This window comes from Methylobacterium sp. E-005 (genome assembly GCF_022829725.1).
Lineage (GTDB): Bacteria > Pseudomonadota > Alphaproteobacteria > Rhizobiales > Beijerinckiaceae > Methylobacterium.
The window spans coordinates 42,717-59,348 of the sequence record NZ_JAKSYG010000199.1; the positions used below are offsets into that span (position 1 = coordinate 42,717).

Annotated in this window: 15 protein-coding genes; 8 read left to right on the forward strand and 7 right to left on the reverse strand. The window is 68.6% G+C overall.

The window, feature by feature from the left end; translation table 11 throughout:
- Positions 1 to 25 precede the first annotated feature (25 nt).
- From MKK88_RS22350 to MKK88_RS22380, 7 genes are all read right to left on the reverse strand, one after another.
- Positions 26 to 454: a PaaI family thioesterase gene (locus MKK88_RS22350; protein WP_244003608.1), complete on the reverse strand. Its 429-nt coding sequence runs from the start codon at positions 452 to 454 to the stop codon at positions 26 to 28.
- A 266-nt stretch (positions 455 to 720) separates the two neighbouring features.
- Entirely contained in the window at positions 721 to 2,292 is a 1,572-nt protein-coding gene (locus MKK88_RS22355; protein WP_244003610.1) for a SpoVR family protein, read from the reverse strand.
- Positions 2,293 to 2,326: 34 nt separating this feature from the next.
- Complete coding sequence (locus tag MKK88_RS22360; RefSeq protein ID WP_244003612.1) at positions 2,327 to 3,628, reverse strand: YeaH/YhbH family protein; 1,302 nt, start codon at positions 3,626 to 3,628, stop codon at positions 2,327 to 2,329.
- 180 nt (positions 3,629 to 3,808) lie between these two features.
- Positions 3,809 to 5,761 carry a PrkA family serine protein kinase gene (locus tag MKK88_RS22365; RefSeq protein ID WP_244003614.1) on the reverse strand — a complete coding sequence of 651 codons (1,953 nt, stop codon included), beginning with the start codon at positions 5,759 to 5,761 and terminating at the stop codon, positions 3,809 to 3,811.
- A gap of 219 nt (positions 5,762 to 5,980) precedes the next feature.
- Positions 5,981 to 6,424: a cadherin-like domain-containing protein gene (locus tag MKK88_RS22370; RefSeq protein ID WP_244003616.1), complete on the reverse strand. Its 444-nt coding sequence runs from the start codon at positions 6,422 to 6,424 to the stop codon at positions 5,981 to 5,983.
- Positions 6,425 to 6,554: 130 nt separating this feature from the next.
- A complete protein-coding gene (locus MKK88_RS22375) occupies positions 6,555 to 6,974 on the reverse strand; it encodes a hypothetical protein (RefSeq protein WP_244003618.1) in 420 nt (139 codons plus the stop codon).
- A gap of 78 nt (positions 6,975 to 7,052) precedes the next feature.
- Positions 7,053 to 7,514 carry a MerR family transcriptional regulator gene (locus tag MKK88_RS22380; RefSeq protein ID WP_244003620.1) on the reverse strand — a complete coding sequence of 154 codons (462 nt, stop codon included), beginning with the start codon at positions 7,512 to 7,514 and terminating at the stop codon, positions 7,053 to 7,055.
- Between the two features lie 189 nt (positions 7,515 to 7,703).
- Here MKK88_RS22380 and ribH point away from each other — a divergent pair, with 189 nt between their 5' ends.
- The 8 genes from ribH (at position 7,704) to MKK88_RS22420 (ending at position 16,632) form a co-directional block, all read left to right on the forward strand.
- Entirely contained in the window at positions 7,704 to 8,198 is a 495-nt protein-coding gene (gene ribH, locus MKK88_RS22385; protein ID WP_244003622.1) for a 6,7-dimethyl-8-ribityllumazine synthase, read from the forward strand.
- 11 nt (positions 8,199 to 8,209) lie between these two features.
- Entirely contained in the window at positions 8,210 to 8,767 is a 558-nt protein-coding gene (gene nusB / locus MKK88_RS22390) for a transcription antitermination factor NusB (RefSeq protein ID WP_244003624.1), read from the forward strand.
- Between the two features lie 3 nt (positions 8,768 to 8,770).
- Positions 8,771 to 9,766, forward strand: a complete 996-nt coding sequence (gene thiL, locus MKK88_RS22395) for a thiamine-phosphate kinase (protein WP_244003626.1) — start codon at positions 8,771 to 8,773, stop codon at positions 9,764 to 9,766.
- 281 nt (positions 9,767 to 10,047) lie between these two features.
- Positions 10,048 to 12,192 carry a sodium-translocating pyrophosphatase gene (locus MKK88_RS22400; RefSeq protein WP_244003628.1) on the forward strand — a complete coding sequence of 715 codons (2,145 nt, stop codon included), beginning with the start codon at positions 10,048 to 10,050 and terminating at the stop codon, positions 12,190 to 12,192.
- Between the two features lie 358 nt (positions 12,193 to 12,550).
- Positions 12,551 to 12,700 carry a hypothetical protein gene (locus MKK88_RS22405; RefSeq protein WP_244003630.1) on the forward strand — a complete coding sequence of 50 codons (150 nt, stop codon included), beginning with the start codon at positions 12,551 to 12,553 and terminating at the stop codon, positions 12,698 to 12,700.
- A gap of 25 nt (positions 12,701 to 12,725) precedes the next feature.
- Positions 12,726 to 13,292 carry a DUF6036 family nucleotidyltransferase gene (locus tag MKK88_RS22410; RefSeq protein ID WP_244003632.1) on the forward strand — a complete coding sequence of 189 codons (567 nt, stop codon included), beginning with the start codon at positions 12,726 to 12,728 and terminating at the stop codon, positions 13,290 to 13,292.
- A gap of 148 nt (positions 13,293 to 13,440) precedes the next feature.
- Positions 13,441 to 14,532 carry an alkene reductase gene (locus MKK88_RS22415; protein ID WP_244003633.1) on the forward strand — a complete coding sequence of 364 codons (1,092 nt, stop codon included), beginning with the start codon at positions 13,441 to 13,443 and terminating at the stop codon, positions 14,530 to 14,532.
- 186 nt (positions 14,533 to 14,718) lie between these two features.
- Complete coding sequence (locus MKK88_RS22420) at positions 14,719 to 16,632, forward strand: PAS domain S-box protein (RefSeq protein WP_244003635.1); 1,914 nt, start codon at positions 14,719 to 14,721, stop codon at positions 16,630 to 16,632.

Consider the following 16,632-nt stretch of genomic DNA (forward strand, 5'->3'; position numbering starts at 1 on the left):
CCCTCCACCGGAGCGGGGCGCGGCCTCAGCGCGGCGGGATCGAGTAGGTCCCGGTGGCGTGGCAGACGAGATCCGCGCTGCCCACGGCGGTGATCAGCACCTCGCCCACCGCGAGCCGCCGGCCGAGCTTGAGCAACCGGCACGCCGCCAGGAGATCCCCCGGGGCGGGCTTGCGCAGGAAGTTGAAACTCAAGCTCGTGGTCACGGCGAGCGCCACCGGGCCGATATTGGCGAGGATCGCCGCGTAGAGGGCGTAATCGGCCAGCGCCATCATGGCCGGACCCGACACGGTCGCGCCGGGGCGTAGGAACCGCTCGTGGGCTTCGAGCCGCATCCGGGCCGAGAGCGGGCCGACCTCCTCGAGGTGATAGGCGCGGCCCCCCGCCTGCATCTGCGGGAATTCACGGTCGAGGAAGTCCTGCGTTTCGGCGAGGGTGAGGATCGTGGCGGCCATCGCCTCATGCAGCACGGCGGTACCGTCAAGGCAATCACGAGGCCGTTCGAACCGCCTGCCTCATCGAAATCTCCCGGTCGATCCGCCGGTGTCGTCTGCGCGAGCGGAGCGAAGCCATCCAGTCGGCGCTCCGTTCACGGATGTCGCACTGCCCTGGGTCACTTCGCTGCGCTCGTGATGACGGCGGGCCGCCTCCATCGCGGGTTCTGACCAGACGTCGCATCAGGGCGGGGAAGCGGCCGGGCGCGACCTTCCCGCAGCGCCCATCAGAAAAAGATCGGTCGTGCGCTGGCGGTGATCTCGCCCAGCACCGTGCCGGTGGCCGGCTCGACCTCCTTGAGAACCACGTCGTAGCCCCAGAGGTCGGCGAGGTGCTGGAGCACCCGCTTGGCGTCGTCCTTCTGCAGGGTGATCTTGTTGATCGCCTTGTGGTGCAGGATCAGGCGCCGGTCGCCCTCCAGATCGACGTCCACCACCTCGATGTCGGGATCGAGCCACGCCACATCGTACTGGCGCGCGAAGGAGCGGCGCAGCTTGCGGTAGCCGCGCTCGTCGTGGATCGCCTCGACCCGCAGCTCCGGCTCCTCCGGGTCGTCGACCACGTGGAACAGGCGCAGATCGCGCATCAGCTTGGGCGACAGGAATTGCTGGATGAAGCTCTCGTCCCGGTAATTCTCCCAGCAGTCGCGCAGCACCGCCATGGCGTCGCCGGTGCCGGCGATGTCGGGGAACCAGTCCCGGTCCTCCGCGGTCGGCTGCTCGGTGATGCGGGCGATGTCCTGCATCATCGCGAATCCGATCGCGTAGGGGTTGTGGCCGCCATAGGAGCGGTCGTCGTAGGTCGGCTGCCGGATGACGTTGGTGTGCGACTGCAGGAATTCGAGGTAGGCCGCCTCGGTGATCTGCCCGGATTCCGACAGGGCGTTCATGATCCGGTAGTGGCAGTAGGTGGCGCAGCCCTCGTTCATCACCTTGGTCTGGCGCTGGGGATAGAAATACTGGGCGACCAAGCGGACGATACGCAGAATTTCCCGCTGCCAGGGGCGCAGACGGGGCGCGGCCTTTTCCAGGAAGTACAGGATATTTTCCTGGGGCAGTTCGAGCAGGGCCTTGCGCCGCTCGACGGCCGCATCCGGACGCGCCGTGCCGATCTTCTGCGGCAGGGTCCGCCAGAGGTCGTTGTAGATCTGCTCGCCGTGCTCGATCCGCTCGCGCTCGCGCCGCTGTTCGGAGGCGAGGTCCGGCCGCTTCTTGCGCGGGTAGCGATGGACGCCCTGGCTCATCAGCGCATGCGCGGCGTCGAGCACCTGCTCCACCGCCTGGTGGCCGTAGCGCTCCTCGCAGCGGGTGATGAAGCCCTTCGCGAAATCCAGGTAGTCCAGAATCCCTTCGGCGTCGGTCCACTGCCGGAACAGGTAATTGTTCTTGAAGAAGTGGTTATGGCCGAAGGCGGCGTGCGCGATGACCAGCGTCTGCATGGTCGCCGTGTTCTCCTCCATCACGTAGGAGATGCACGGATCCGAGTTGATGACGATCTCGTAGGCGAGCCCCATCAGGCCGCGGCGGTAGCCGGCCTCGTGCTGGGCGAAGTGCTTGCCGAACGACCAGTGCTTGTAGAACAGCGGCATGCCGATCGACGCGTAGGCGTCGAGCATCTGCTCAGCCGTGATGATCTCGATCTGGTTCGGGTACCACGACAGGCCGAGCTGCGGTCCGGCCACCGCCTCGCAGGCGTCGTGGATGCGCCGGATCGTGTCGAAATCCCAGTCGTTGCCGGTGAACAGGGGTTTCTGGTTCCCCGAGATGATCTGGGGCGTGCGTGCCTTGACGAGCGTCATGCGGCCTCCCGATCGATTGATGTGCGCGCCGCCATCACGCCTCTGCCTCCGCCCGCGCATCCTTGCGGCCGAACAGCTCGCGGAAGACCGGATAGATCTCTCGGCGGTGGTTGACCTTGCGCATCGCGATCGGGCCGCCCGCCTTGGCGATCGCCTCGTAGGTCCGCCACAGGGTGGTGCGGTGCTCCACGAAACCGGCCCGGGGGCCGTTCTCGTCGCCCACCTCCAGATAGGCGAAGTGCTGGCAGGCCGGCAGGATGTGCGACCGCAGCAACTCCGTCGAGGTCGGCCCGTCCGAGGAGACGTTGTCGCCGTCCGAGGCCTGGGCGGCGTAGATGTTCCAGTCGTTGGGGTCGTAGCGCTCGGCGATGATGCGCTTCATCTCCACCAGCGCCGACGAGACCAGCGTGCCGCCGGTTTCGCGGGAGCCGAAGAACGTCTCCTCGTCCACCTCGGTCGCCCGGTCGGTGTGGCGGATGAACACGATCTCGACGTGGCGGTAGCGGCGCGTCAGGAAGATGTGCAGCAGGATGTAGAACCTTTTGGCGAGGTCCTTCATGTGCTCGGTCATCGAGCCGGACACGTCCATCAGGCAGAACATCACGGCCTGCGCGATCGGCCGCGGATAGGGCTCGAACCGGCGGAAGCGCAGGTCGAGCGGATCGACATACGGGATGCGCTTGGCCCGCTCGCGCAGCTTCAGCAGCGCCTGCTCCAGTTCCGCGCGCTCGGGGTCACCCTCCGGCAGGGCGTCGAGCTTCGCCTCCAGGGCCGCGACGTCTTCGGGCTTCGGCCGCTTGAGGGCGATCCGCCGGGACATCGAATTGCGGAGGGTGCGGGTGAGTGCGAGGTTCGCGGGCGAGCCGGTGACCGTGTAGCCGGCCCGACGCAGCCCCTCGGTCTCCACCACCGCCAGCCGCCGCTTGGCGAGGTCCGGCAGTTCCAGATCCTCCAGGAAGAGTTCCAGAAACTCCTCGCGGGTCAGCACGAAGCGGAACGCGTCCTCGCTGTTCTCGCCACCGTCCCCACCCTCGCCGGAGCCGCGCCCACCGCCGCCGCCCGGCGGACGCTCGATCGTGTCGCCCTCCACGTAGGTCTTGTTGCCGGGCAGGATGTGGTCCTGCAGGCCGGTGCCGGGCTGGCGGGAGAAGCGCGGCTCGCGCACGCCGTCGGCCGGCACGGTGACCCGGCCATCCTTGCCCAGATCCTTGATGTCCTTTTCGCGGGCGGATTCGCGCACCGCTCGCTGGGCCACGTCCTTGACGCGGCGCAGGAAGCGCTGGCGGTTCGGGAGGCTCTTGCCGCCCGGGTTCAAACGTCGGTCGACGATGTGCATCCGCTGCGAAAACCCTCGTCCGCGTGTGCCGGCCGGGTCTCGACCCTGTCGTACCATGCTGTTGCAGAGGGAATGGATCCCGTCTTGGCAGCAGGGCCGACATCCTCACCGGCCGGTCGTCCGAAACTGTGGCGGCGGAGGGTCGGTGCGGGGTCCGGCCGAACCGGACCCCGTCGTCCCTCAGCCGGCCTGCTTCACCCGCATGTACCATTCCACCAGGCGGCGGACCTGCCGCTCGGTGTAGCCGCGCGCCACCATGCGCTCGACGAACTCACCGTGCTTCTTCTCGGTGTCCCCGTCCTTCTTGGAGCCGAAGGAGATCACCGGAAGCAGTTCCTCCACCTGGGAGAACATCCGCCGCTCGATCACCTCTCGCAGCTTCTCGTAGCTGGTCCAGCTCGGGTTGCGGCCGCCATGCTGGGCCCGGGAGCGCAGGGCGAACTTCACCACCTCGTTGCGAAAATCCTTCGGGTTGGCGATCCCGGCGGGCTTCTCGATCTTGGTCAGCTCCTGGTTCAGGAGCTCCCGGTTCATGAGCTGGCCGGTCTCGGCGTCCTTGAAATCCTGGTCCTCGATCCAGGCATCGGCATAGTCGATATACCGATCGAACAGGTTCTGTCCGTAATCGTGGTACGATTCGAGATAGGCTTTCTGGATCTCGTGACCGATGAACTCCGCGTAGCGTGGGGCCAGCTCGGTCTTGATGAATTCCAGGTACTTCTTTTCGGTCTCCGGCGGCAGCTGCTCGCGCTTGAGCGACTGCTCCAGCACGTACATCAGGTGCACCGGGTCGGCCGAGACCTCGGTGGTGTCGTGATTGAAGGTCGCGGCCAGCACCTTGAAGGCGAAACGGGTGGAGACCCCGTCCATGCCCTCGTCGACGCCGGCCGTGTCCTTGTATTCCTGCATCGAGCGGGCCCGGGGATCGACCTCGCGCAAGCTCTCGCCGTCATAGACCCGCATCTTCGAGAAGGCGTTCGAGTTGGCGTGCTCGCGCAACCGCGACAGCACCGAGAACCGCGCCAGCATCTCCAGCGTGCCGGGCGCGCAGGCCGCGTCCGACAGTTCCGAGCCGGAGATCAGCTTCTCGTAGATCCGCTGCTCCTCGGTGACGCGCAGGCAGTACGGGACCTTGATCACGTAGATCCGGTCGATGAACGCCTCGTTGTTCTTGTTGGTTTTGAAGGTCTGCCACTCGGCCTCGTTCGAGTGAGCCAGGATCACGCCGGTGAAGGGGATCGCGCCGATATTCTCGGTGCCGACGTAATTGCCCTCCTGCGTCGCGGTGAGCAGGGGGTGCAGCATCTTGATCGGCGCCTTGAACATCTCGACGAATTCGAGGATGCCCTGGTTCGCCCGGTTCAGGCCGCCCGAGTAGGAGTAGGCATCGGGATCGGCCTGCGACAGGGTCTCCAGGCGGCGGATGTCGACCTTGCCGACCAGCGAGGAGATGTCCTGGTTGTTCTCGTCGCCCGGCTCGGTCTTGGCGATGGCGATCTGGCGCAGCCGCGACGGCCGGACCTTGATCACCTTGAAACGCGAGATGTCGCCGTTGAACTCGTCGAGGCGCTTGAGCGCCCAGGGGCTCATCAGGCCGGTGAGGCGGCGGCGCGGGATGCCGTAGCGCTTCTGGATCTCCTCGCCCATCGTGTCGGGGTCGAACAGGCCCAGCGGACTCTCGAAGACCGGCGAGACCTCGTCCCCGGCCTTGAGGACGTAGACCGGGTGAACCTCCATCAGGAGCTTCAGCCGCTCGGCGAGCGACGACTTGCCGCCGCCCACGGGTCCGAGCAGGTAGAGGATCTGCTTGCGCTCCTCCAATCCTTGCGCGGCGTGGCGGAAGAACGAGACGATCCGCTCGATCGTCTCTTCCATCCCGTAGAACTCGCGGAAGGCCGGATAGGTCCGGATCGTCCGGTTCATGAAGATCCGGCCGAGGCGCGAATCCTTCGAGGTGTCGACGAATTCGGGCTCGCCGATCGCCGCCAGGATGCGCTCGGCGGCCGAGGCGTACATCAGGGGCTCGTCGCGACAGGCTTCGAGATACTCGGAGAGCGTCATCTCCGTGTCGCGGCGGGCCTCGTAGCCTCGGGCGAAGCTCTGGAAAAGGTCGTTCGTCGCATGCATCGGCATTCGATAACCCTCTCAGACCGTGACAGCTTCATCCTGTCTCGGCTCGGATGCAACCGACAGGCCCGCTTTTGTCGCAGTGCGGCGAGCAAGTCGCCCGGCATGTCGATTGCATGCAACACTCCTCACCTCTGAGGGCGGCGCAAACGAGAGTCTGAGCCGCCTCATGGCGTGTGTCGAGAGCTGAAAAACTGCGCAAAGGCCGCGGATGTTCGCCGCGTCTCACAAATCCGTGCCCTCTTTCTTGGCATCGTCTCCGGATTTGGTGCCGTTTCCACCAACCGTGATTTTCACGGTCTGGGTTTGGACTTGCCCGTCGGAGGCTTTCACCTCGAAGGTCACTTCGTCGGTGCCGGTGAAGCCGGCATTGGGTTGGTAGAACAGGGCCTGGACCGCGGCCTCCTTGTTGGGGCAGCGGTAGCTCGCCGGCGTCTTCAGCTTGCCGACCTTGGTGATCACCGAGCCGTTCTTGGGCGGGCCGGAGATCTTGAACTCGGGCATCGGGCCGGGCGAGCAATCCTTCTTGAGGTTGGGGGCGATCTCAAGTCGCACCGTCTTGCCGGGGGCGACGGTCTTGGATCGGCTCGCCGGACTTTGGGCCAGCGCCGGTCCGGCCAGGGCCAGACTCCCTGCGAGCAGCGCGGCGAGCGGACGAAGGGCGATCATGGCAGCGTCTCTCCGGTGCCGAGGCGGGTGCGATCTCCGGAGACCTTCCGGGTGCCCCTTCCAGCGGTGAGACGCATGTGGGGACGCCCGGCACGGGCGTCGAGAGCCAGGGGACGCCGATGAGCCCCGCTTAATTCTGCAGCACCGCCGCCACGATCCCGGTGACGCGGGCGATCTGCGCGGCATCGAGTTCACCCGCCAGGGCGGCATTGAGGCGAGCTTCGACGCGGGCACGTTCGCCGGCATCGGCGATCGGCGCAGAGGGGATCTCGTCCTCGGCGAGGCGGCAGACGCGGCGGATCGCCTCCGCGGCCGAGAGCAGCTTCTCCCGGTCGGCCGGCCCCATGTCCCAGAGTGGATTGCGCAGGCGGCTGATCACGCGCTTCGCGTCGCGGTACTCCCGGTCGACGCTGGTGGCGGCCTCGATCTGGCTGACGAGGAACATCAGTTCCAGCATCTCCCCGGCCGCCTCCGGACAGGTGCGGACGATCCGCATGATACGGGCCATCAGTTCCTGGCTGGGCGACAGCTTGGATCGGGATGTGGCCATGCGGGCGACAACGCGGGGTCCGGGTGAAAGTTCGCCCGTCCCTTGCAAGGGCTCTGCCGTGCCGCCAGGACCGGGGTGTCAGGCGTCCGGGGGCGTGTGCAGGCGGTCGAGCAGGGCGCGGCAGGCGCGCATCTCCTCCAGGGCCGCCGCCAGGGCCGCGCGCTCCGGATCCGCGAAGGTGCTGGTCTCCGACTCGGCATCCTGGACCAGGGGCTCGGCCGCCACCACATCGCCGCGGCCCACCGCCTGGACGAAGCGGACGCCGTTCTCCTTGAGCACCCGCTGCGCCCCCGCGATGGTGTAGCGCTGCACGTGCAGGAGCTGGCGGATGCCGGCGACGAGCTCGATATCCTGGGGCCGGTAATAGCGCCGCCCGCCCGCGCGCTTGACGGGGCGGATCTGACCGAAGCGGGTCTCCCAGAATCGCAGCACGTGCTGGGGCACGTCGAGCTCCTCGGCGACCTCGCTGATCGTGCGGAACGCGTAGGCGCTCTTCTCGCCGGCTTCGGGGGTGTGCTGGGCGGCGAGGGCTGGCGGCATGGGCGTTTCGTTCGGCGGCGGTCCGACGGATCGGGCGATCTTGCCGGCTCACGGGTCCAAGCTCAAGCCTGTTCGGCGGCGAAGCGGATCACGCCGCTTGTGGCGCCGGCCGCTTCGGTCTAACCGTCCTCCCCTCGCGGGCGCCCCGTGCCGCCCGCCAACCCCCGAAAACCCGGCCGGACGAGAGCCATGGTCGCCCATACCCGCGCCGATTCGGCGTCGAAGCCCCAGGACCCGGCGCTTGCCGGGGCCCGCGTCCTCGTGGTCGAGGCGCGCTACTACGAGGCCCTCGCCGACGAGCTGCTGGCCGGCGCCCGCGCGGCGATCGAGGCGGCCGGCGCGCATGCGACCGTGGTGACGGTGGCGGGCGCCCTGGAGATCCCCGCCACCGTGGCGATCCTGCTCGACGTGGAGGCCTACGATGCCGTGGTGGCTTTGGGCTGCGTCATCCGGGGCGAGACCGGCCATTACGATATCGTGGCCGGCGAGAGCGCCCGGGCGCTGATGGATCTGTCGGTGAATCGCCGGATTCCCCTCGGCAACGGCATCCTCACCGTCGAGACCGAGGCGCAGGCGCTGGCCCGCGCCCGCGTGGCCGAGATGAACAAGGGCGGCGGTGCCGCGGAGGCCGCGCTCGGGGTGCTCGCCCTCAAGCGCGCCGCCGAGGCCGCCCGCCCCCGATGACGGATAGCCAGATGACCGGGACCACCGACACGAAACCGGAGGCGGCCAAGGCGATCAGCCCGCGCACCGGGGCCCGCCTCGCCGTGGTGCAGGCGCTCTACGAGATGGATGTCTCCGGCAAGGGCGTCCTCGACGCGCTCGCCGAGTTCGAGGCGTTCTGGATCGGCCAGGAGGTCGACGGGATCGCGCATCCCCAGGCCGAGACCGCCTTCTTCCGCGACCTGCTGCGCGGCACCGTCGAGGAGCAGCGGGCGATCGACCCGAAGCTCGATCAGGCCCTGGCCCAGGGCTGGCCGCTTCGGCGGATCGAGATCGTGCTCCGGGCGATCCTGCGGGCGGGCGCCTACGAGCTGATGTTCCGGCCGGACGTGCCGGCGGCGGCGGCGATCTCGGAATATGTCGACGTGGCCCACAGCTTCTATCCGGGCGACGAGCCGGGCCTCGTCAACGCGGTTCTGGACCGGGTCGCCCGGGAGGTCCGTCCCGGCGAGGTCGGGCCGGCCAAGGGGTCGAACAAGCCGGGCTCGTCCAAGCCGCTGCCCGCGAAGCCGGCCCCCGGGAAGGCCTGACCCGTGGCCGGGCCGGTCCGCGCCTCCGAGGAGGGGCTGATCGCCCGCTACTTCGCCCCGCTGGCCGGGCCCGGCGCCGACGGGCTCCGGGACGATGCCGCGACCCTCACCCCGTCGCCCGGCCACGACCTCGTCCTCACCACGGACGCGATCGTGGCGGGGGTCCACTACTTCCCGGACGATCCGCCGGCCTCGATCGCCCGCAAGGCGCTCGGCGTGAATCTGTCCGACATCGCCGCCAAGGGGGCGGTGCCGCGCGGTTTTCTATTGACCCTGGCGCTGCCCGACGACTGGACCGAGGAGTGGCTCGCCGGGTTCTCGGCCGGGCTCGGCGCGGCCGCCGCGGAGGCGGGCTGCCCCTTGCTCGGCGGCGACACGGTGCGCTCCGGCGGGCCGGCGCTGATCGGCGTCACGCTGATGGGCGAGGTGCCGGCCGGGACGATTGTCCGCCGCAACACGGCGCGGATCGGCGACCGGATCTGTGTCACCGGCACGATCGGCGACGCGGCGCTCGGCCTGCAGCTGCGCCTCGAACCGGAGGCGCCCTGGGCGGCTGGCCTCGAACCGGCTTTGCGGGCTGTGCTGGCCGACCGCTACCTGCACCCGCGTCCGCGCCTCGCCGCCGCGCAGGCGATCCGCCGCCACGCCACCGCGTCCATGGACGTGTCCGACGGGCTCGCGGGTGACCTCGCCAAGATGCTGGGTACGGGCCGCTCAGCGCGGATCGACCTGCCCGCCGTGCCGCTCTCGGAGGCCGCACGGCGGGCCTGCGCCATGGATCCTGATCTGATCGAGGCGGTGCTGACCGGCGGCGACGATTACGAGATCCTGTGCACGGTGGCGCCGGAGGCGTTCGAGGCTTTTCGGGTCGAGGCAGCGGCGGCCGGGGTGAGGCTGACCGGCCTCGGTCACATCACCGCCGACGAAGGTCCGCCCGACTTCACGCTCGCGGATGGGACGACGCGCGTGTTCGCCGCCGGGGCCTTCAGCCACTTCTGAGTCCGTTTCTCGAAGGCTGGAACGCACCCGCGGCGAGAACACGCGTCCTGAAACCTGCAAAATGATGCAGAATTCTGCGCCGGATACGACGCATGTCCGGAGGCTGCGTCGCGATAAACCGGAACGCGGCGTTTGCGCTCTGCGGCGAAGTTTGGCAATCAAGGTGTTGTTCTGGGAAGGAAAGCCCCGAATCCGAGCACCACGTCCCATGGCCGTTTCCCGACGGTCAAGCTCGACAAACACAAGCCCACGCCAGGCAGGATAATAACAAGGACGGTCGCATGATTCCCTTGCTTCTGATCATCGTGGGCGGGCTCTGCGCCGTCGCCTACGGCATCGTGACGATTCTCGACGTGATGCGGCGCGATGCCGGCACGGAGCGCATGCAGGAGATCGCCGCCGCCATCGCGGAGGGCGCGCAGGCCTATCTCCGGCGGCAATACACGACCATCGGCCTCGTCGGCGTGGTGCTGTTCGTTCTGCTCGCCGTGTTCCTCGGGATCAAGGTCGCCATCGGCTTCCTGATCGGCGCCGTGCTTTCGGGCGCGGCGGGCTTCATCGGCATGAACGTCTCGGTCCGGGCCAACGTGCGCACCGCCCAGGCCGCCTCGACCTCGCTCGGCGGCGGCCTCGACGTGGCGTTCAAGTCGGGCGCGGTGACCGGGATGCTGGTGGCCGGCCTCGCGCTGCTCGGCGTTGCCCTCTACTACCTGTTCCTCACCCGCGGCGCCCATCTCGACCCGTCGAGCCGTGAGGTGATCGACGCGCTGGTGGCGCTCGGCTTCGGCGCCTCGCTGATCTCGATCTTCGCCCGTCTCGGCGGCGGCATCTTCACCAAGGGGGCGGATGTCGGCGGCGACCTCGTCGGCAAGGTCGAGGCCGGCATCCCGGAGGACGATCCGCGCAACCCCGCCACCATCGCCGACAACGTGGGCGACAATGTCGGCGACTGCGCCGGCATGGCGGCCGACCTGTTCGAAACCTACGCGGTGACGGTCGTCGCCACGATGGTGCTGGCCGCGATCTTCTTCTCAGGCCCGACCGGGAGCGGCCGCGACGTCCTCGAGCCGATGATGCTGTACCCGCTGGCCATCGGCTCGGCCTGCATCCTCACCTCGATCGCCGGCACCTACGCGGTGCGGCTCGGTGCCAACCAGTCGATCATGGGTGCGCTCTACAAGGGCCTGGTCACCGCGGGCGTGCTGTCGATCGTGGCGATCGCGGCCGTCAACATGACCCTGCTCGGCGGGTTCGCGACCACCTTCACCACCTCGACCGGCGTCACCTTCACGTCGGGCGGCCTGTTCGGCTGCGCGGTGATCGGGCTCGCCATCACGGCGCTGATCGTGGTGATCACCGAGTATTACACCGGCACCAACTTCCGCCCGGTGAAGTCGATCGCCGATTCCTCGGTCACAGGCCACGGCACCAACGTGATCCAGGGGCTGGCGATCTCGCTCGAATCGACGGCGCTCCCCGCCCTCGTGATCGTGGCCGGCATCATCAGCACCTACGCGCTCGCCGGCCTGTTCGGCATCGCCATCGCGGTCACCGCCATGCTGGCGCTCGCGGGCTTCATCGTGGCGCTCGACGCCTTCGGGCCGGTCACCGACAACGCGGGCGGCATCGCCGAGATGGCCGGCCTGCCCGCGGAGGTCCGGAAGTCGACCGATGCCCTCGATGCGGTCGGCAACACCACCAAGGCGGTCACCAAGGGCTACGCGATCGGCTCGGCGGGCCTCGGCGCGCTGGTTCTGTTTGCCGCCTATACGTCGGACCTGAACTACTTCATCGCCAATGCCAGCCCGACGCAGTACCGCTTCTTCCAGGGCGTCAGCGTCGATTTCTCGCTCTCCAACCCCTACGTAGTGGTGGGCCTGCTCCTCGGCGGCCTGATCCCGTTCCTGTTCGCCGGCATCGCCATGACGGCGGTGGGGCGCGCGGCAGGCGCGGTGGTGGAGGAGGTGCGGCGGCAGTTCCGGGCCAAGCCCGGGATCATGCAGGGCACCGACCGGCCGGATTACGGGCGGGCGGTGGATATGCTCACCCGCGCGGCCATCAAGGAGATGATCGTCCCCTCGCTGCTGCCGGTGCTGTCGCCGGTGGTGCTGTTCTTCGTGATCCAGCTCATCGCGGGCAAGAGCCAAGCCTTCGCCACCGTGGGGGCGAGCCTGCTCGGCGTGATCCTGACCGGGCTCTACGTGGCGATCTCGATGACCTCGGGCGGCGGCGCCTGGGACAACGCCAAGAAGTACATCGAGGACGGGCATCACGGCGGCAAGGGCTCGGACGCCCACAAGGCGGCGGTGACCGGCGACACCGTGGGCGACCCCTACAAGGACACGGCCGGCCCCGCCGTGAACCCGGCGATCAAGATCACCAACATCATCGCCCTGCTATTGCTGGCGGTGCTGGCGCATAGCTGAGGGACGGTGCTGGCTGCGGCGAGCCCCACGGCTGGCCGCGGCTCCTGTCCGAGACGTCGATCTCGCGACGGCCAGAGGTGATGGATCACGATCCGGCTTCGGGACCTTCGAAAATCGCGCTGTGCTCCGTCATTGCCATGTCCTGTGTGTCGGGATCCTGTCATGACCGAGGGAGAGCGCTTCGTCAGCAGTCTGCCTGCGAAGATGAACTTTCACGATCGTAGCAAGCGCCGCTCCTGTGACGCGGCGCGTCGCGGCTCATCTCATCGATGATCCCGGACTGGTGGACAACGGCAGGGCCTTTCTGGAACGGCACGTGCGTCCCGACCCCGCGCAGGCTCAATATTACGAGCTCTGGATGAATCTTCTCCGCCAGGACGTCCGGCAGATCGTTCGGCGGATGCTGGCGAATACCTCGCAGGGGGACCTTCTGCGGGATACCCAGCCGGTCTTCGTGGTGATTCCGCCCGAGGAGCGCTCGCAGAGCCGGAAGACGGCGCAGCGTTGAGGAACCGCACCGCGGATCGCATCGGATGATGCGTCGCGAGAAGCTCGATCACCTCCTGCGGGCGGCCAGCACCGTCACAGGCCACCGGTGCTTCGTGCTCGTCGGGTCGGCCGCCATCCTCATGCGTTGCAAAGACATCCCCGGCGATCTGCTGCTGACCCCCGAGGCGGATCTCTCCGTTCCCGAGGTCCCGAACGCGGAGGATCTGTCGGATGCCATCGGGGCCAATATCGGCCAGGGATCGAGCGTCCACCAACAGTACGGCTGTTATTGCGATGGCGTCTCCGCGGGAACGGCCGTGATGCCCGCCGACTGGCAGGCGCGCGCCGTGGCGTACGAGAGCCCGGGCTGCCCCGGCATCACGGCCATCGTCGCCGATCCCGCGGATATCGCTCTCGCCAAGATGGTGGCTTGGCGGGAGAAGGACAGAGCGTGGCTCACGTCGGGCCTGCGATCCGGCCTCTTCGATCTCGGCCTGATGGCAACCCGTCTGCCGCGCATGCCTGATCGTGTGCCTGAGCGGCGTGAGATGATGCGTCGGCTGGCATGGCTCGCAGCGGACTGTGCGCTGCCCTTCGATCCGTCCGGATAACGTCCGGTTCAGCGGCAGCCCGCCATGTGCGCCTCCGCACGCCGCCGCCGTCCCTGGTGCGCTGCACCTTGGCATCGCCGCGCCGCAGCGCCACCTCGGCGCCGGAATGAACCGGATGCGGCGCGGCCGCACCAGCACGAGGTATCCCATGCCGTCCCTGCTCGACCCGATCCGCATCGGCGCCATCGAGGCGAAGAACCGGATCTTCATGGCCCCGCTCACCCGCGGCCGCGGCACCCGCGAGCACGTGCCGACCCCGATTATGGCCGAGTACTACGCCCAGCGCGCCGGCGCCGGCCTGATCCTCACCGAGGCCACCGGTATCTCCCAGGAGGGCCTCGGCTGGCCCTACGCCCCGGGCATCTGGTCGGACGCGCAGGTCGATGCGTGGCGGCCGATCGTGAAGGCGGTCCACGACAAGGGCGGCAAGATCGTGTGCCAGATCTGGCACATGGGCCGGATGGTCCATCCGGACTTCCTCGCCGGCGCGAAGCCCGTCTCCGCCTCTGCGACCACGGCGCCCGATCAGGCCCACACCTATGAGGGCAAGAAGCCCTACGGCGAGGCCCGGGCCCTGGAACTCGCCGAGATCCCGCGGCTGCTCGCCGATTACGAGCGCGCCACCGCCAACGCCCTGGCCGCCGGCTTCGACGGCGTGCAGATCCACGCGGCGAACGGCTACCTGATCGACGAATTCCTGCGCGACGGCACCAACCACCGCACCGACCCGTACGGCGGTTCGATCGAGAACCGGGTGCGGCTGCTGCGCGAGGTGACTGAGGCGGTGTCCAAGGTCGCAGGGGCCGAGCGCACCGGCGTGCGCCTGTCGCCGAACGGTGCGATCCAGGGCTGCAACGATTCGAACCCCGAGCCGCTGTTCGTGGCCGCCGCCCAGGCGCTGGCCGATCTCGACATCGCCTTCCTGGAGATGCGCGAGCCGGGTCCGGACGGCACCTTCGGCAAGGCCGATCATCCGCCGATCGCCCCGGCGATGCGGCGCGTGTTCCGCAACCCGATGATCCTCAACGCCGACTATGACGGCATCAGCGGCCAGAAGGTACTGGATGCCGGCGAGGCCGACGCGATCGCGTTCGGGCGCACCTTCATCGCCAATCCCGATCTCGTCGAGCGGATCGCCAAGGGCGCGCCCCTCAACAAGGACGAGGCCGCCACGTGGTACAGCCAGGGGCCGAAGGGTTACATCGATTACCCGACCCTTGGGCAAGCCCGCGCCGCGTAGGGCGCCAGCCCAATCGACCGCCGCGCCCCGTATGGGCGCGGTCACACGGGGTTGTGCCTGCGATTGAACCACAGGCGCAACCTTAAGTCTTTACGATGCCGCGTTCTCCGACACCGGACCGGTGTGCACTTCCGCACTGAGCGCCCTAGGCATCGGAACGCAACAGGCCTATGTGACGGCTAGACCATGGATGTGCCGTCCCCTCACGCGCTCGCGGCTTCCCAACCGACCGGCGGCGCCTGGAGCACCGCGGATCGGATCGCGGAACTGCGCGACCTCGCGATCCTCGATACAGAACCCGAGCCGCTCTACGACGATCTCGTCCGGGTCGCCGCCTATGTGTGCCGCGCGCCCGTCGCCCTCGTCAGCCTCGTGGATGCCGAGCGGCAATGGTTCAAGTCGGAGGTCGGGCTCGGCAAGCGCGAGTTGCCGATCACCTGCTCGGTCTGCGCCCACACGATCGAGGCGGGGGCGCTGCTCGTCATCCCCGACCTGACCGCGGATCCCCGGACGGTCGAGAACCCGCTGGTGACCGGGCCCGAGGGCTTCCGTTTCTACGCGGGCGCAGTGATCCGGGGCGGACAGGACATCCCGCTCGGCGCCCTCTGCGTGCTCGACCGGGCGACGCGGCCCGGAGGGCTCGATTCGGAGCAGACCGCCACCCTCGTCGCCCTGGCGCGCCAGATCTCCAGCCTGCTGGAGCACCGCCGGACCCTGGCGCAGGTGGCGAGCCGCGAGGCGGAACTCGCCGCCAGCGAGCGCCGGTTCCGGGTGATGACGTCGGCGATGCCCCAGATGGTCTGGACCACCCGGCCGGACGGGTTCCACGATTACTACAACGACCGCTGGTACGAGTTCACCGGCGTGCCCTACGGCTCCACCGACGGTGAGGGCTGGAACGACGTATTCCATCGCGACGATCAGGAGCGGGCCTGGGCGCGCTGGCGCCACTCGCTGGCCACCGGCGAGCCCTACGAGATCGAGTACCGCCTGCGCCATCGCGACGGCGCGTATCGCTGGACGCTGGGCCGCGCCATGCCGATCCGCGATGCGGAGGGGCGGATCGAGCGCTGGTTCGGCACCTGCACCGACATCGACGACCTGAAGCAGGCCGAGACCGAGGCGCGCAAGCTCGCCGCCATCGTGGAGACCTCGAAGGACTTCATCGGCCTCTGCACCCTCGACGGCGCCATCACCCATCTCAACGAGGCGGCCCTGGCCCTCGTCGGCCTGCCCGACCTCGCCGCCGCCCGCCGGCACCGGATTCCCGACTTCTTCACCGAGGGCAGTCGCCGGATCCTGGAGGAGACCGCGATGCCGGCGATGCGCCGGGACGGGTTCTGGGAGGGCGAATTGGCGTTCCGGCACTTCGTCACGGGCGAGCCGGTGGCGGTGCTCTACAACATCTTCCCGGTGAAGGATCCGACCGGGGCCGAGATCGGCTACGCCACGGTCACCCGCGACCTGCGGGACGCCAAGCGCGCCGAGGAGGCCCGGGACCTGCTGATCCGCGAGCTGTCCCACCGGATCAAGAACATCTTCGCGGTGGTCGGCGGGCTCGCCGCGCTCACTGCCCGGAGCGACCCTGCGGCCCAGCCCTTCGCCAAGGCGTTCCGCGAGCGGCTCGGTGCCCTGGCGCAGGCCCACGAGTACGTCCGGCCGCATTCTCCCGACAGCGCCCCCGCGGTGGCGGGGCAGACCGTGCTGGGCCTGATGCGCCTGATCATGGCGGCCTACGAGGAAGGCGGCCAGGCGCGGGTCGCCATCTCGGGCGACGACGCCGCAATCGGCGAACGCACCGCGACCGCGCTGGCGCTAATCATGCACGAGCAGGCCACCAACGCGATGAAGTATGGCGGCCTCTCCACCAAGGAGGGCGGCGTCTCCCTGAGCGGGCTGCGGCAGGCGGGGCGCTACACCCTGACCTGGCGGGAGGCCGGCGGCCCTCCGGTCACCGGCATCCCGACCCGGAAGGGATTCGGCACGGTTCTGGCCGAGCGCAGCGTCGCAGGCCAGCTCGACGGCGTGCTGGAGCACGATTGGACGCCCGGGGGCCTCCTGATGCGGCTCAGCGTGCCGATCGAGAACCTCCGGGCCTGA

What these genes read in the sequence shown, in the direction of transcription:
- MKK88_RS22380 (WP_244003620.1), bottom strand. Translation starts at nt 7,514, where the DNA reads ATGCCGCCAGCCCTCGCCGCCCAGCACACCCCCGAAGCCGGCGAGAAG.
- MKK88_RS22350 (WP_244003608.1), bottom strand. Translation starts at nt 454, where the DNA reads ATGGCCGCCACGATCCTCACCCTCGCCGAAACGCAGGACTTCCTCGAC.
- nusB (WP_244003624.1), top strand. Translation starts at nt 8,210, where the DNA reads ATGACCGGGACCACCGACACGAAACCGGAGGCGGCCAAGGCGATCAGC.
- MKK88_RS22400 (WP_244003628.1), top strand. Translation starts at nt 10,048, where the DNA reads ATGATTCCCTTGCTTCTGATCATCGTGGGCGGGCTCTGCGCCGTCGCC.
- MKK88_RS22365 (WP_244003614.1), bottom strand. Translation starts at nt 5,761, where the DNA reads ATGCCGATGCATGCGACGAACGACCTTTTCCAGAGCTTCGCCCGAGGC.
- MKK88_RS22415 (WP_244003633.1), top strand. Translation starts at nt 13,441, where the DNA reads ATGCCGTCCCTGCTCGACCCGATCCGCATCGGCGCCATCGAGGCGAAG.
- MKK88_RS22375 (WP_244003618.1), bottom strand. Translation starts at nt 6,974, where the DNA reads ATGGCCACATCCCGATCCAAGCTGTCGCCCAGCCAGGAACTGATGGCC.
- MKK88_RS22360 (WP_244003612.1), bottom strand. Translation starts at nt 3,628, where the DNA reads ATGCACATCGTCGACCGACGTTTGAACCCGGGCGGCAAGAGCCTCCCG.
- MKK88_RS22370 (WP_244003616.1), bottom strand. Translation starts at nt 6,424, where the DNA reads ATGATCGCCCTTCGTCCGCTCGCCGCGCTGCTCGCAGGGAGTCTGGCC.
- ribH (WP_244003622.1), top strand. Translation starts at nt 7,704, where the DNA reads ATGGTCGCCCATACCCGCGCCGATTCGGCGTCGAAGCCCCAGGACCCG.
- MKK88_RS22420 (WP_244003635.1), top strand. Translation starts at nt 14,719, where the DNA reads ATGGATGTGCCGTCCCCTCACGCGCTCGCGGCTTCCCAACCGACCGGC.
- MKK88_RS22355 (WP_244003610.1), bottom strand. Translation starts at nt 2,292, where the DNA reads ATGACGCTCGTCAAGGCACGCACGCCCCAGATCATCTCGGGGAACCAG.
- MKK88_RS22410 (WP_244003632.1), top strand. Translation starts at nt 12,726, where the DNA reads ATGATGCGTCGCGAGAAGCTCGATCACCTCCTGCGGGCGGCCAGCACC.
- MKK88_RS22405 (WP_244003630.1), top strand. Translation starts at nt 12,551, where the DNA reads ATGAATCTTCTCCGCCAGGACGTCCGGCAGATCGTTCGGCGGATGCTG.